8 protein-coding genes and 4 pseudogenes are annotated in these 15,417 nt (G+C 41.2%); 7 read left to right on the top strand and 5 right to left on the bottom strand.

Translation table 11 applies throughout. From position 1 onward, the window contains the following. Positions 1-83: 83 nt before the first annotated feature. A pseudogene (locus ACMAZD_RS25490) lies at positions 84-731 on the top strand (IS91 family transposase); the annotation flags it as partial. Here ACMAZD_RS25490 and ACMAZD_RS25485 read toward each other — a convergent pair. Continuing rightward, positions 729-2,348, bottom strand: a complete 1,620-nt coding sequence (locus ACMAZD_RS25485; RefSeq protein ID WP_435249964.1) for an IS1634 family transposase — start codon at positions 2,346-2,348, stop codon at positions 729-731. The pseudogene ACMAZD_RS25490 and the gene ACMAZD_RS25485 sit on opposite strands and share 3 nt — an antisense overlap. Before the next feature lie 258 nt (positions 2,349-2,606). Continuing rightward, a complete protein-coding gene (locus tag ACMAZD_RS25480) occupies positions 2,607-4,871 on the bottom strand; it encodes a hypothetical protein (protein ID WP_435249963.1) in 2,265 nt (754 codons plus the stop codon). A gap of 335 nt (positions 4,872-5,206) precedes the next feature. On the opposite strand from ACMAZD_RS25480, the gene ACMAZD_RS25475 reads away from it, so the two are divergent. Continuing rightward, positions 5,207-5,725, top strand: a complete 519-nt coding sequence (locus ACMAZD_RS25475) for a hypothetical protein (protein WP_435249962.1) — start codon at positions 5,207-5,209, stop codon at positions 5,723-5,725. Between the two features lie 315 nt (positions 5,726-6,040). On the opposite strand, the gene ACMAZD_RS25470 is transcribed toward ACMAZD_RS25475, so the two are convergent. Further along, a protein-coding gene (locus ACMAZD_RS25470; RefSeq protein WP_435250549.1) for an IS3 family transposase occupies positions 6,041-7,512 on the bottom strand; the annotation gives its coding sequence in 2 pieces (ribosomal slippage) (positions 6,041-7,122 and positions 7,122-7,512; 1,473 coding nt in all). A 992-nt stretch (positions 7,513-8,504) separates the two neighbouring features. Next, positions 8,505-10,353: pseudogene (locus ACMAZD_RS25465) on the bottom strand (M3 family metallopeptidase). Between the two features lie 97 nt (positions 10,354-10,450). Between ACMAZD_RS25465 and ACMAZD_RS25460 the strand changes: the two are divergent. From ACMAZD_RS25460 to dbpA, 4 genes and pseudogenes are all read left to right on the top strand, one after another. Continuing rightward, positions 10,451-10,564, top strand: a pseudogene (locus ACMAZD_RS25460) (PstS family phosphate ABC transporter substrate-binding protein); the annotation flags it as partial. 168 nt (positions 10,565-10,732) lie between these two features. Beyond that, entirely contained in the window at positions 10,733-11,362 is a 630-nt protein-coding gene (locus tag ACMAZD_RS25455) for a hypothetical protein (RefSeq protein ID WP_435249961.1), read from the top strand. Positions 11,363-11,543: 181 nt separating this feature from the next. Then, a pseudogene (locus tag ACMAZD_RS25450) lies at positions 11,544-12,449 on the top strand (aldo/keto reductase); the annotation flags it as partial. A 151-nt stretch (positions 12,450-12,600) separates the two neighbouring features. Further along, positions 12,601-13,980: an ATP-dependent RNA helicase DbpA gene (gene dbpA, locus ACMAZD_RS25445; RefSeq protein ID WP_435249960.1), complete on the top strand. Its 1,380-nt coding sequence runs from the start codon at positions 12,601-12,603 to the stop codon at positions 13,978-13,980. Between the two features lie 106 nt (positions 13,981-14,086). On the opposite strand, the gene ACMAZD_RS25440 is transcribed toward dbpA, so the two are convergent. Next, on the bottom strand, positions 14,087-14,260 hold the full coding sequence (locus ACMAZD_RS25440; RefSeq protein WP_004737794.1) for a hypothetical protein: 174 nt from the start codon (positions 14,258-14,260) through the stop codon (positions 14,087-14,089). A gap of 276 nt (positions 14,261-14,536) precedes the next feature. Between ACMAZD_RS25440 and ACMAZD_RS25435 the strand changes: the two genes are divergently transcribed. Continuing rightward, on the top strand, positions 14,537-15,373 hold the full coding sequence (locus tag ACMAZD_RS25435; protein ID WP_435249959.1) for a DUF6279 family lipoprotein: 837 nt from the start codon (positions 14,537-14,539) through the stop codon (positions 15,371-15,373). Positions 15,374-15,417: the final 44 nt, after the last annotated feature.

The raw sequence follows: 15,417 nt of genomic DNA, 5'->3' as shown, positions 1-15,417 counted from the left end.
GTGTCGCCTGAGCGGCCTACGGCCGAAAACAAAGAGACTCAACCGACTAGGGTGCTTTACATGGATCGTTTATCCTATAGGTCATGCATCCGAATAAGCCCATCAAACAACTCTTCAATGCCAACGATACTTGGCTGAACTACCTCAATAAGTACCGAGAAACCCTCCGAACCGTCGTCATTGAAAACGTCACCAAGATGCTCGCTTGCAGTACCGCTGCTTTTGGCTCTAAAGAGTATCGATGCACTCATGCTGACTGCACCCATCACAAATACATTCACCAGACGTGTAAATCTCGCTTTTGCAGCAGTTGTGGCATAAAAGCCACAGAGCGGTGGATACGAAAGCAACAACATGTCTTTCCTGAGTGTGAGTATCAACACGTTACGTTGACGCTACCACACACGTTGTGGCCCATCTTTCGGGATAATCGTTTTCTTCTCAATCATCTCTTTAGCTGCGCAGCCAAAATCTTCTTAGGATGGGCAAAGCAACTCGATATCGATATTGGCGTGTTCTGTGCACTTCATACCTACGGCAGAAAGCTGAATTGGAATGTGCACATCCATTTGTCTGTCACCCGTGGGGGTTTATGTAAGAAGACTGGTCTATGGAAGCCGATTTTCTTTAAAGCTAAGACCACTGAGAAGTGTTGGCGCGGTGCCATCACTCAACTTCTCAGCTCCAATTACTCAGAGTTAGACTTGAGCCGACATTCCGCACCTCATTTAGGAATAAATTGCTTCATATAGCTTACCTAGCAATTGAAGCAATCTCCTCTGATGGTCTTGAATGCCGGTGATAAACCATTGTTCGCCGAACTCAAGTGTATCGACCCCTTCAAATTTTAAAAACACCCTGCGAGCAGTTGGCTTAGATGTGGTTTTGTTCTTAACCATGCTTGGAAAAAATTCTTCAGTAACAGCCAACTCTTCACGTATCTTATGCTCGAGTCCAGCATAAACCATTAGGCTTAAGGTCATTATCATGAGTAAAGCTTCGATGCGTTGTGGTTTTTTTAAGAAGATAGATGATGTTAAAAACTCAGGGCTTTTAAGGAAGCGAAAACCTCGCTCGACTTTCTGTTGTGACTTGTAGTGTTCCAGTAACGCAGCCATATCGAGATCGGTACTTTCAGTATCATTGGTCGCAAGAATGAACATACCAACTTTAAGCTTCGCGAGTTTTACTTTTTCTAAATCAGTGAACGGATTTGCTTCAATTTTGTAGTGGTATCCAGTTGGAACCTCATCTTTTTTAGGGCGCCCTCGGCCAGCAAACTCGGGCACTTGCCGTATCTCACTTTGCTCGAAACTCAACAGTTGGCATTGACTCTGAAATTCACTCATAGCCTTTTGTGCATCAGTCGCACAGGCAAATTGTTTCTTAGCTAATTGAGCTAGAGATTTAAGCTCTTTGGTCAGATTTTTATCCAAATTTTTATAAAAAGTGGCTTCTTCTCGCTTTGTCGCTTGCTCGCTGTTCACTAACAACCATCGCTGCTTCACGTTGCCATAATCAGATTCAATCCAGTGCCCCGAATAACCATTACCGATAGGCTCTAATTGCGCTGGCGATAATGCCAGTAGAGCTTGTTTGGCCATTTTAATGGTCATTGGGACGCGTGTAATGAACTTCTGCTTTTGTTCATCAAGTGAGCAAATACTGTCTGACGTGTATAAAGCTGCATCAGCAATAAAGTAATGACTATTTTGCGCGGCTTTAAGACAGTGAATATGGCGCTTAGTGACCTCTGCAAATGCTTTTGCATCGTTCGTGTTTCCACTGAGAGCCTGCATATAAACAGGGAGCCCTGCTTGATTTTCACAAATTAATTCAAGGACAACCTGATTCAATTCAGGTCGGTGATCTCGACTATAACCTTTGACGAGTTGAATAGAATTAATGTCATCCTCTGCTGATTGAGCATATTCACCATCAACATGGAAACTCGTTATATCAAGGTGGACAGATTCTGTCTTGAGGCCCAATTTTTCAACGGTATGCTCTGCAATAACTTGATATAAAATAGATACATCAGCTTCAAATAAAGCATCTAATGTGCGCCCAAGAACATCATCAGTTAAGTGGTGCGCTTCTATGTTTTTAGCAAGCAGCTTTGATATTGGCTTTGTCTCGAAAAAGTCAGAAAACATATGCAATGTTCGACTATGGAAGCCCAAACCGTTCAAAATCATGGCTAGAACGGCATCACCGTGTGAGACATTATGCTCTGAATACTTAGGAATTATGCGGTCGATGAGCCCGGGTAAATCAATCTCATGACAGAATGCAGCGATTAATCCAAGATGATCTAAGCGTTTTATGACAGGTTGAGGAGCAGACATCGCAAGTTACCGGCAAATAAAAGTAATAGATCAAAACGGGGGATCTGCGTCAAGTCTCAACTGCAATCATTATTGATAAATGATCGTGGGATCACACTAATTAAAATCTAGAATTGGCTGCGGAATGACGGTTATATCATTTATTCAAGCCTTATCCCTAAAATAAATTGCTTGCTTGCTTGATTTGATCAACAACGCCGTGCCGGAATGCACGCTCAAATCAAAAATGATGCTTTGAGCGTGTCAACAAAACCGCCCTCAATAAGCAACACAAATTACATGTTGCTTTGTACTACATTTAGGATAGGAATTTCCACCAATCCAACTTGTATCGAAAAGATGTGAGTAACTCGTTTTTCGTAAATCTCCTGTTCCAATACTAGCTACACTATCTGTTGTTGTGTACTGATTGCATGACTTTGATGGTTCTGATAAATATCTTGAAGTAGAGCCGTCTGCTAGCGTTTGAGACCAAAACTTATTCCCGGAGGTTTTCAAAGCTTCTTTTAAACTTATATCTGGCCCATTATCCATTAAACTATCCCATGAATCCTTAATGACGGTTTCCGATGAACTAATTACTTTCCTAGATGAGTCAAATTTGTAGATATTTTTGAAATTTTTTATCGTATCAGAAGAGTTTAGAGATAGAAAAGCCAATGTATTAAACCCATTGTATTCTTCAGGAAGATAATTTTCACAATAGTTATTAGCTCCTTCTCTCGTGGTCTGTGCCCCATCAAAAAAACCAAATGTTGGGTATGTTTTGGGGGTTGAATACATCACAATTGGTTTTGATTGTGTAGTGGAGGTTATTTCTGACTCTGAAGGGTATTGAAAAGCCACATTCTCATCACTCGGATACCTTATTAACTGGATGTAATATTTATCAATCTGTGAATCTAAGATAAACTCTTTTGTACTGTTATTGTTGAAATATATATCTTGTCTGTTAATTGAAAAGTCATGAGAACTGCTCGTTATTAACCTATATTTTGCATCGATATCTAAATCATTTTCCCATGAGATCTTTAAACCATTCGGAGTGATTTCTGTTTTTATTTCTTGTACGCGTGGTAAAATTTCTTTACTGGTCCATGCGATTGCATAAGAAAGTTTATTGGTATGATCGGCATCTTTTAAAATTACCTCAATATAATAATCACCTGGTTCTAAAACTTTTTCGACCAATTCAACATTGGATGTAGTGTTATCACTTATGGCCATTAAATTATCATTAGAATCAAAAACTGACACTTTATAGTCAGGCAAAGAACTTTCCATATTATCATCAATTTTTCTATGGAAAGTTAATAAAGATGAAAACATCGATTTTCTATCAAGGCTAAAATGATATTTTTTAGGCGTTTTTTTATTTAAACTGGACTCATAAGCCCAACCTCTGGAGCTTTGAGTTATGTTTAACGGATACTCTCCGGAATTTAGTATCTCATAAGAAGACAATATATTTAGAGCGCCAGCACCATACTTTTTACTAATAGGCTGCGTATCAGATACTCTCTCCCATGGTCCGTCATAAAATAGAGGCTGACTAATCCCGCTTATATCCTCTGTCCAATTGGTACTAGCTTTATAGTTGAATCTTGTAGCACCTGCCATGAGTATCGATTTAATAACAATACTATTATAAGCGTTTTTTAATCTTTCTTCATTTTTTGCCTTTTCTAATAAAATGGCAGCAGCAGAACAAACAAATGGCGTGCTATAGCTAGAGGCACCTAGATGATGTGCGATTAAGTCTGGCTTATACCTTGGAAAACCATGAGCATTATATTGCGCACCAGAATAATTATTAGGATTCACGTACTCTTGCTCAACAACAATGCTATTGTATGACATTCCGCTCGTGGTTGCATTGCCGTAACTTCCACTGCTAGCAGCAGTACAAGATACCATATCATTTTCTTCAACAAATTTATCGAAACGATTCAATAAGTCTATACTACTTCCTCCGTTGGTGTTGCTAATATTTAGTAGTTTAGGAGGTGTAATGCTATTACCATCCACATCTTTTTCCGGATAACTACTAAAACTAGAAAAATTATTATGTAAAAACTCTCGTAAATCTGCAGTTGTTGATGTGTGGAAACTATCCAGGTTTGGAGAAAGTGTACTGTATTTCGTGTAAAGAATCGGGTACGTGCTCAGCTCCGTTAATATACTGTAAACTGTGTTGCTATGGCTATTAGAGCTATGTTTATTAAACAGATATAAGATGTCGTCCTTGTTTGATGGCGTTTGTGAGCCTTCAGCTTGTAATATACTTAATCCATTACCAGATGGTAAATGGCCATTATATTTTTTATATAATTCCTTGTAGTTAGAGTATTTAGATAGATTGTAATTTTTTATATACCAATTTGTAATCGGCTTATAATAAAAACTACTATTACCTTTGTTGTTTGGTATGTCAGTTGGTAATTTAGGGTAATCTGCATAAGAGTTAAAGGTTATTGATAATAGTGACGATATAATTACTAGAATCCACGGTTTTATTTTCATTTCTCATCCTTAACATTTTTACAACAATTAAAAATAATGGTTGATTTCATTTATTTCAATAATAAAGCGTTCAGGATGTGATCGTGAACATTTTGTTTCAAGTTCGATACGACGAAGGAGAAAAGCAAGGCTCGGAAGAAAAAGGACACAGCCCTGAACCTTACTCTTATACATGTTTCGGATGCGCACCCGGAACACCCCAAACCTTACGGAATCAAACATGAAAAAATTAGCCAATAGTTGCTCTCCGCAACTTATAAAAAATAGATACATCTATCATTCACACTCAACCAGTGTTAAAGCACTTTTATGGTCTGGTGTAGAAGGTATGTGTCATGACAACACCTAATCGAACCTTAACGCCTCTAGAACATCACAACCAGTTGACTGATGTAATTGCTTGCGACGAGAGCATTCCGGCCGATGAGAAAGCTTTACTCATTGCTATATCTACCTTTTACAACCTTTCAAATCAATGTGCATTCCCAAACCGAAAACAGATCGCTGCAAGAATGGGTCGTTGCGTTAATTACGTTACAGATTTAATTAGCAAGGCCAAAAAGTCAGGTCGTCTAATATCAACCGCTCAGTTCATTCAAGTAGAGGGCGAAGCTGCACCACGACAAATTGCTAACAAGTACGAATTTGTCCTTGAGAAATTTGGGCTGTTCTACAGCAAAGCCAAAGCCATACTCAACCGTAACTTGAGAAAAAAGAAAAAAGAAAAACAAGTTCGACAAGCTGCTGCCAACTCTAGAGTCGCACATGTAGATCGTACGCTTAATGAAACACATAAAGCGACATCACAAGATTCTTATCAACCCGAATGGGAAGATTATACACCTCCTGAATAACTCCATTAAGCTTCATTCATGCCGTTAACTCGGTAGTCTCCACCACACCTAGACAAATACCAGTGTGATCTTCTTCTCAAAACAGTGTTAAACGCCATCTTAGCAGAGCAAAAATCCTTCTGAATTTTCTATCAAAACAATAAGAAACTTACCTTTCACTCCCCCCCTAAAGATTTTAAGTTATGGATTCCTAAAGAATTATTTAAAGGGAACCCTCAAGATATCAAGGTAACTAAAACAAAAGAATTAATAGACATAAGAATTAATTAACAATGGCGGTGTTTTTCAAGGTAGTTGTCATCATTTGCTTACTTATTAAGCAACTTCTCTTTCTGGATTTAGGTGAACGTCACCAACAGGCGCACAGTTTCTGATATCACCTGGCCAGCGTTCAGGATTTAGCTCTTTTGCAGCGAGTAGTACCTCTGCTCGGAGCTTCAAGATCTCTTTATCTTTTCCATTGTGACGCTCTGAAGGCGTAACGTAATTTAGCTTACTGTGCTTGTGCTCGGTGTTGTACCAGCGTACGAAGGCTTCAACCCAACTTCGGCTACTATCGAGAGTTTCAAAGCCCTTTGTTGGCCAGTTAGGCATGTACTTTACTGTACGGAACAATGACTCGACATACGGGTTATCATCACTGACTCTTGGGCGGCTATACGATGAGGTAATACCTAACTCTTCCATTTTGGCTTTGAACGTCAACGACTTCATCGGCGCACCATTATCTGAGTGAAGAACCAGCGCTTGATTGAAGCACTGCTCTCGCATCATCGTTCGTTGCAGAAGCTGTGACGCCAGCTCACCGCATTCATGCTCATACACCTCATAACCCACGATTTTTCGACTGTAGATATCCTCGATGACATACAGGTAATAGTGTTGGCCTTGAACTTTTGAAGGTAAGTAAGTGATATCCCATGTATAGACTTGGTTCGAGTCTGTAGCTGTATAACTTGTTGGTTTCGCACGCTTCTGCCTACTTCTATGACGACCTCGTTTGTTTAGTTGCCCCTGTGCACTCAGTATCCGATAGTAACTTGACTCAGAGGCGATATACTCACCTCTATCAAGCAGTGTCGGGACTATTTGAGTCGGAGGTAAGCTTGCGAACTCAGAGCGGTTACACACCTCAATAATCGCATCACGCTCTTGTTGAGATAGCTTGTTAGCAGGCTCAGGCCTGAGACATATTGTCCTTTTGTCAGCTTGCACTTCACCTTGTTGGTACCAGCGGCGATACGTTCTCAAGTCGATTTGAACTTCATGGCAAGCTGGCTCTAAACGACATCCGCATTGCTTCGCTTCAAGGATAAGAGTCACTATGGTCTGCCTTTCATCGGTTGAGGTTAGTCGTCCTCTGGCTCTTCCCCGTAAAAGGCTCTCAGCTTTTTTCTTAGCACCAAGAGGGCGGCCGTTTCAGCGAGTGCTTTTTCTTTGAGTCGTAAATCTTTCTTCAACTCTTTGATTTCAAGTTTGTCAGCTTTAGTCTGCTTCTTTGCTTCAGCTTCCTGCTCTTTACTCGACTTAAACCCTTGCATACATTCGCTGCGCCAGCTTTGGATTTGTTCTGGGAAAAGACCTTTTTCACGACAATATTGGCTGAGTTCACTTTCTGTCATTGAGTAGGTTTCAGCGACAATGGCAAGTTTAGTTTGAGCAGACCACTGCTCTGATGAAGTATGGCTATTTGGCACGGCGGCTCCTGAACGTCTGAGTTGCTGACGCCAATGATACAAGGTCGCAGTGCTAATTCCTTCCTCTTCCGATACTTCTTTCACTGACATCGAATAGGGAGGCAACAGCTTCTTCAATATAGCTTCTTTCTACTGAGATACGAGACACAATTACTCTGTATCGCCCAAACTGGTTAAATTTTAACAGTGACAACTACCCTGCCAGATAGGGATGGTGATCGCACCAGATTTGTGTGTGGGTAACTTTCGTGAGGTACGAGCGAATAGTTATCCATCACCCAAATCCGACAAGCGTAGCGCGTCAGTTCAGTACCTATGTTTAACTTGATCGATCTATAAGAAAGGCAGATCTACAGTGACAGTGCCATAGAAAAGCATTTGTGATATTCCGCTTGCTCACCCTTCGACTGGCTACGCCAGCTACGGGATTGCGCCGAGCGTGTGAGTAGAAGAGGCAAAAAGTAAATTGGGTAATTGATTATTCAAAGATGATCTGCGTGTTATCTAAGGCAACTATGGACAGATGAGTGCTTACTAAAAGATCATCAAGATGCTGCTGATTCGAGTGTAATAAAACCGTAAAGCATAGTTATGAAGTATTTTTATTCTGTGAATACAGAAAACCACGGGTTTACCCGTGGATGAATGCCAATTCCAAAATTACAGCGTAAGCTGTTTGTAATTTTGGTCAACGCTTTAGCGTTGTCACGGTAAGTACCCCGGGCATGCCCGGGTAATCTTCATGTCACAATTATTAGAGTGATCACAATTATTAGAATGATTACTCTGACTGATAAATGTCCCAAAGCGCCTTACATCTCCGACATATAAATGCATCTCTATCGCATAACCACCAATATCACCACATTAGCTTTATTTGGGTAAATTTCGAACGATTTAATGCGCTGATTTGTTCGATAAAGCTAATAAAGGGGCAAAAGCTTGTCACAATTTTGGCCAGTGGAATTTTGGCCAGTGGAAAGTCTTCAAAGGCAAGCCGAAATTAAAAAGGACGATAACTTATCGTCCTTTTTTCGTTTTAGTTTTGAACTCAATCTTTGTTACAGTGGCTCAAACACAATCTATCGACCGTATTGCCCAACGATAAAGTGTTCAAACTCATCACACATCTGATGGTTTGATTTATCATTATTTGCCAACTCGGTGGCCCCATCAACGATCGATATCTTCGCATTCAAATCAGCGACTGGTGATCGTTCTCTTGTCGGCAGCTGTTTGATTTTTTGCTCCTCAATAGCCCAAGCTTCTTCTGGCGATAAGTTGCACTCGTCAGCGAGGTATTTGGCATTAAAACCTTCCCCAGTCAGGCTTTCGATTGTCCCATTATGATTCACGCTATTACCTTGGTGCCAATAGTGCTTAGCTAACAAAGGGCCTATTTCTGGGTTATCCGTTAAGTAGCCAAACTTATCGGTGAAATATGCACGAGTTTGATACACCGCCATATGAGCCAGCAGGTAACCTTGATACGCGCAAGACGCTTCATCCGACAACAGATGCGGGATCGCCATTAATGGGCGAGGGCTACAAGCTAATCCAAGAATCGTTTTCTCACAGCTACGAGCAAGAGCGGTGATCTTTTCAGGTGTCAGATCTTCATCCGACAATTCGTAAAGTGCTCGCTCGAAATATGGAACCACTAAAATGCTGCGTTCTTGATAAGCTCTGAAAGGTTGTTTGTTATCGATGATTGCTTTGATTAACTCATCAGGTACAGCTTGGCCATCTGCATTAAGCGCGTATTGTTTAAGCCAATCGGCGTCATTCAATAAGCTGTCACAGAACATGGATTGAGTTTCCGCATAAGCCATCGAAGTTGGTGCAAATTCCTGAGAGAAACAAGGCGCGTTCATCTTAACGTTGGCGAAATGCGCTGCGTGGCCGCCCTCGTGAAATAGCGTATTGATGCCATCATAACCGCTTCCAACTTGATCGGGCTTTGCGTTGCTCGTGAAGTTAACTTGAGCAGCTACCCATTTGTCTTGATCGTAGAAAGATGGGATAGGGCCATGGCAGAAGCCATTAGGGTACTTACCTTTGCGATCAAGCAGGTCCAATTTTAATGTTGCTTGAGAGTATTCGATGTTTAGGCGACCAAAAGATTCAATCCAGCGTCGAAGTGACTTTGAGAATGGAACATAAGGATCAAGATCATTCATAACGTCACCTGCAAAAGAGTAGGTAAAGTTATGGGCTTGAAGTGCATTCTCGCCTTTCTGCTTTGCCAAATGGGCTAGACTTTGCTGATGGCTGTTGCGTGTACGTGTTTTCGAAGTCGTCAAGAATCGTAAACAGTTGCTCTGTCGTCATTTGTTCGGTTTTAACCACCGAGTAATCAAAGAAGGTTTTAAAGCCCACTGATTGAGCAAATTGGTTACGCTTTTTGATAAGTTCAATGAAGCCGTTAGTCAACAGCCACTGTTCTAAATTTAATAGTGCTTGGTGTGCAGAAAGTCTGACTTTTTCATTACCACTACTTCTGACGGCTGAGCCTAAAACTGGCAGTGATCCTTCTGTTTCATCACCCGTTTCATTTACGTAAGTCATCACATGATTTTGTTTTTTCTCAAACAGTTCAGCCTCAAACTTTATGAGTTCGGCTTTAAGCTTCTGCGACTGCTCAGATTCAATAGCGTGAGATTTAAAGGTCGCTAACCAGCCATTTAGTCCAGTCAATGTGCTCTCTTTTTCCTCCGCGTCTTGAATTTCGTCAATGGCAGAAATGTGCTTTTCGATAGTGGTTATCTGTTCAGCCGCACTAAGAAATTCGGTCCACTGAGTTTGCGCTTGTGTTGACCCATTATGGTTGTCACTTATCCCCATGTAAGTATCCCAAAAGAAGTCTTCTTTTGCTTTATGAGTCGCAAGATACTTTTGATTTAATTCGTTGAGATAGTTCGTAGCAGTCATGACATTCCTTGAAATTTAACCTTTAATTTCAACATTATGACATATTCATTGAATGTATTTTGTGATGTTGCATAGCACGGAATGTAAATTACATGGCTATCAAGCCGTGTTGAACCAATACGGTTTTATTAGCTTACTGCCAGAAGCTATTCAACGAAATAAAGTAAGGCTATCCTTTGAAGAACCAGCTATTGAAGGTGGGTATAAGTGATTGGAATATTGTGACGTAATCGTGACGGATTAAGTTATTCGGCGTTAGAATTTATCTAGCGGGCATGTATGCCCGTTTTTTTTCGCCTAAAATGTGTGGCTTAAGCGGTTGTTTGTTGATTGGTCACGTATAATAGGTGCTCCATGTCGCGTGAAATAAGCACAATTAATGAGAACTCTTTCTGTCTTAATCTTAGCTTTGTTATTGGCTCTGAATAGCCTTTCATTTTCTGCGCAAGCGAGTGAAAGCTGGTGGTTGCGAACGGTATTCAATAGCAGCCCAATTCAACCGAGTTCTCAAAACTATATTAACGATATCGAGCTCATGGATTGTGGCGAAGTTGAAGGCACTCTGTTGTGCAGTGACCTCACTCAATATTACGATTTGGATGTTTATGTTGAACTGGAGTTGGGTGACTCAAGCGTAGCGGTGGTTCGCTTTAACTTGCCATATTCGAACTTAAGTTACACAAAGCTTCAGGCATATCTTCGCCAAGATGGCTTTGCTCTTAGCTCAATTCGGATTGGAGAGGATGAGTTCGACGTCGTCGCTCAACTTGAACAAGCGAAACATGAGGGCGTTGGTTACGACAAGGTAGATAAACAACTCGTCGAATTCATCAACTCACCACACCATTCCTATGAGCAAATGAGTTTATGGAATGTGCCTAGTTCTTCTTCATCTTCTTCTCGTTCTTTAGTTCCTTGGATTCAGCTACAGAGTGATGGTGACAATTTAACGGTTGAACTAAATCGTTTTCAATTGCTCAAATTTATAGATGGTTTCGTAATTCATTAGAGTCAACAAGCCTTTTGGGAGAACGGCTGACGGGCAGACAGCAAGCTATTATTGATTTAAGTGTTCGTTTTTCTGTGGTTCTCACATTTTTAGTAAGCGTTTACCTTTGCTATTTGTTATACGTTGAGCCTTCGGTAAAACGAGCTTAGGATACGTTCAGTATTGATAAAGGAGACAACCCATGGTTGCAAGAGTAACGACAGCGCCACAAGGTCCAGAACTTTCTGAGTTGGTGCAAGGATACTGGCGTACAGCAGAATGGGGTATGACCCCGCAACAACGCCTGACTTTCCTTAAGCAGCATATTGATCTTGGCATCACAACTGTTGATCACGCGGATATTTACGGTAACTACCAATGTGAAAAGTTGTTTGGTGAAGCATTAGCGCTTGAGCCAAGCCTTCGTGATGATATCCAAATCGTCACTAAGTGCGATATCAACTTGTGTGGTGACCACACTCCAGATCGCAAGATCAATCACTATGACACCAGCGCACACCATATTTACCAATCGGTAAATAATTCTCTAGAGCGTTTGGGTGTAACCGAACTGGATGTATTACTGATTCACCGCCCAGATGTACTGATGGATGCAGATGAAGTAGCAGAAGCGTTCGCTGAACTGCATAAGGTCGGTAAAGTTAAGCACTTTGGTGTTTCTAACTTTTCACCACGTCAGTTCGACTTGTTGCAATCTCGACTAGGTAAGCCTCTAGTGACTAACCAAGTTGAAATCAACCCATTGAACTTCGAAGTTGCCCATGATGGCACGCTGGATCAACTGCAGATGAACCGCATTCGTCCAATGGCGTGGTCTTGTCTTGGTGGCGGTAGCATTTTCAGTGGTGATTCCGCACAATCAATTCGCGTTCGTGATGAGCTAGAAACGATTCGCCAAGAAGTGGGTGCAGACAGCATTGACCAAGTGATTTATGCTTGGGTTCGTCGTTTACCGTCTAATCCAATTGCAATTATTGGATCAGGCAAGATTGAACGTGTGAAGACAGCCGTTGATGCACTGAAAATCGAACTGACTCGCGAGCAATGGTATCGCGTATGGGTTGCATCTAAAGGCCACGGTGTGCCACAGGAAGCTACTCGTATGGAAGCAAAAGCCAGCCAACAAAGCTGGCTTTTTTGTGTTCGCCTAACCTGTTTCTTCAAAACTGTGATTAAAGTGGAATATTTTTTAAAAACACTCATAATGCACTCTGTTTTTCACCAGTTGGATATTTCCATTGAGCACTTCAAAATTCTCTTCAATCGCCCTTAAACCAGAGCTTCTAAATACGTTAGATTCTCTTGATTATACTGAAATGACGCCTATTCAAGCGTTAAGTCTTCCTACTATTCTGGATGGCAAGGATGTTATCGGTCAGGGTAAAACGGGTTCAGGTAAAACAGCTGCTTTTGGTTTAGGCGTGCTGCAGAACCTACGCGTTAAGCGTTTCCGTGTTCAGTCTTTAGTGTTATGTCCGACTCGTGAGCTTGCAGACCAAGTAGCAAAAGAGATCCGTACTCTTGCTCGTGGTATTCACAATATTAAAGTGCTGACACTTTGTGGCGGTATGCCAATGGGACCACAGATTGGTTCACTAGAGCATGGCGCACACATTCTTGTGGGCACTCCTGGTCGTATCCTTGACCACCTAGAGAAAGGTCGTATTGATCTGTCTGAGTTGAACACACTTGTGTTAGATGAAGCCGATCGCATGCTAGAAATGGGCTTCCAAGACGCTTTGGATGCTGTCATTGAAGCGGCTCCGAAAGATCGCCAAACATTATTGTTTAGTGCGACTTTCCCTAAACAAATTAAATCTGTTGCAGACCGCATCATGCGTAACCCAGAAATGGTGAAGGTTGAATCAACGCACGACCACTCAAGCATCCAACAACATTTCTACAAAGTTGAAGGGACTGAAGCTCGTGATGATGCATTGGAACTACTGCTTCTTCATCATCAACCAGAATCTGCGGTTGTGTTCTGTAACACTAAGAAAGAAGTACAGAACGTAAACGACGAACTCAGCCACCGTGGCTTCAGCGTTATCGAGCTTCATGGCGACATGGAGCAGCGTGAACGTGACCAAGCTTTGGTTCAGTTCTCAAACAAAACCATCTCTATCTTGGTTGCAACAGATGTAGCTGCTCGTGGTCTTGATGTTGATAACCTAGATGCAGTGTTCAACTTTGAGTTGTCTCGCGATCCTGAAGTTCACGTACACCGCATCGGTCGTACTGGACGTGCAGGAAGCAAAGGCGTAGCTATCAGCTTCTTTAGCGAAAAAGAGATGCACCGTGTTGCTCAAATTGATGAGTACATGGATATGCCAATCGAACCGTCTCAGATGCCAGCAAAACCAATTGCTAAACCATATTACTCGAACATGGTTACTATCCAGATTGATGGCGGCAAGAAGGCTAAACTTCGCGCTGGCGATATTCTTGGTGCGTTGACTGGCCAAGGCGGTATTGATGGTAAGTCCGTAGGTAAGATCAACTTGTTCGCGATGCGTGCTTATGTAGCGGTAGAACGTTCTGTTGCTAAGAAAGCATTGAATAAGATCGAATCAGGTAAAATGAAGGGTCGTCAATTCCGAGCCCGAATTCTGAAGTAATTCGAGATTCTAGCCCTTTACTGTCATGTTAAGCATGGTGCAGTAAAGGGTATTTCTCAATGGGTTGGTCTATTTACCCATTCTATATAAACGATTAATCTGCTCTCTATTCATCGGGCCTTATCGAATAAAGGTCGTTCAGATGTTTTCCTTCGTTAAGATACCAGGTCATCGCTTCCTGTCGGTTGCTCGCTATTATTGTCATGGTAGTTACTTTCCCATCGTCAAAATAGCAAAGCTCGTATTCTAACGCGCTGGTATTTTCAGGAATAGCGGCCATAGCTTCCCTCCCAAATACTGATCATTCGATACTCATTTAAACCATGCAACTATTTACAATTTGCATTTCAAATAAGTAAAAAAGCCGAATAACATCACTGCTAACAATAGATTTTATTTTAATCATTTGCCGAAATGGCTTATTTGGCAAGGCTAAGTCTCAATTTATTTGAAATTTTTATGAGAACTTGCTTTTATAGCTAATGTTATAAGATCAAGAGTAAATCTATCTTGTCGTTTGGGTTTACTGATTAGTAATAGGCTGTGAGAGGGTGTAATGAGAAAATGCCGTTGGTTACTTCTATTGGTCTGTTTCCTATTTGTTGGGTGTGGAACTAAATTCGCTTATAACAACATCAGTTGGTTTGCGGTGAGTTACATAGAAGACTTTTTGTCTCTATCTAATAGCCAAGAACCCGAGCTAGAAGCACGTTTAGACTCTCTTCAAGCATGGCACAAAGAAACTCAGCTGCCGCTTTATATTGAACAGCTACAAGTGCTGCAAAGTATGAGTCGTTCAGAGTTGAACTCTGCTTTTATTGTTGAGCAAAGTGAGCAAATAAAGAATCACATTCGAACTATCGTTAATAAATTTTCTCCTGACATTTATGCGTTAAGTATGCAACTTAACCCTAAGCAGGATAGCGAATTCTTAACGAACTTTAGAAAAAAGCAGCAAGAGTTTTACCAAGAGAGATTGTCTTTGAATGATGATGATTCTAGAGAGCGATATCGTAAGCGAATAGAAGAGCGTTTAGAGCGATGGTTAGGGTCTGTATCAAAAGAACAAAGACAGATTATTGTAACTTGGTCTCAAGAATGGACAAATACCAATGATAGCTGGCGAGAGTATCAAAATAATACTTATCAAGATCTCACTCTACTTATGGAAAAGAAGAGTGACTTGCATATCTCACAGCCGATTATTATGAAGTTGCTTTTGAACAATGAGGCTTATTACCCAGACGGCTTGGAATCTCAACTCAACAAGAATATGCAGACATCCGCCAAGTTCTTAGTGGACATCGCAGCGGTAAGTAACGACAAGCAATGGTCGTATTTCATGAATGAATTAGAGAGCCTTGAGTCAACGTTGGTAGCATTGCAGGAGTAGTACGGCTCTAAATAACATCGGTATATGGTAAGGCTGACCTCGTG

This window comes from Vibrio sp. nBUS_14 (genome assembly GCF_051201655.1).
In the GTDB taxonomy this organism is placed as follows: Bacteria; Pseudomonadota; Gammaproteobacteria; order Enterobacterales; family Vibrionaceae; genus Vibrio.
This window is presented reverse-complemented; position numbering and strand designations above follow the sequence as displayed.

Coding starts and splice junctions, on each gene's coding strand:
- ACMAZD_RS25485 (WP_435249964.1), bottom strand. CDS start 2,348: ATGTCTGCTCCTCAACCTGTCATAAAACGCTTAGATCATCTTGGATTA.
- ACMAZD_RS25435 (WP_435249959.1), top strand. CDS start 14,537: ATGAGAAAATGCCGTTGGTTACTTCTATTGGTCTGTTTCCTATTTGTT.
- ACMAZD_RS25475 (WP_435249962.1), top strand. CDS start 5,207: ATGACAACACCTAATCGAACCTTAACGCCTCTAGAACATCACAACCAG.
- ACMAZD_RS25440 (WP_004737794.1), bottom strand. CDS start 14,260: ATGGCCGCTATTCCTGAAAATACCAGCGCGTTAGAATACGAGCTTTGC.
- ACMAZD_RS25480 (WP_435249963.1), bottom strand. CDS start 4,871: ATGAAAATAAAACCGTGGATTCTAGTAATTATATCGTCACTATTATCA.
- ACMAZD_RS25455 (WP_435249961.1), top strand. CDS start 10,733: ATGAGAACTCTTTCTGTCTTAATCTTAGCTTTGTTATTGGCTCTGAAT.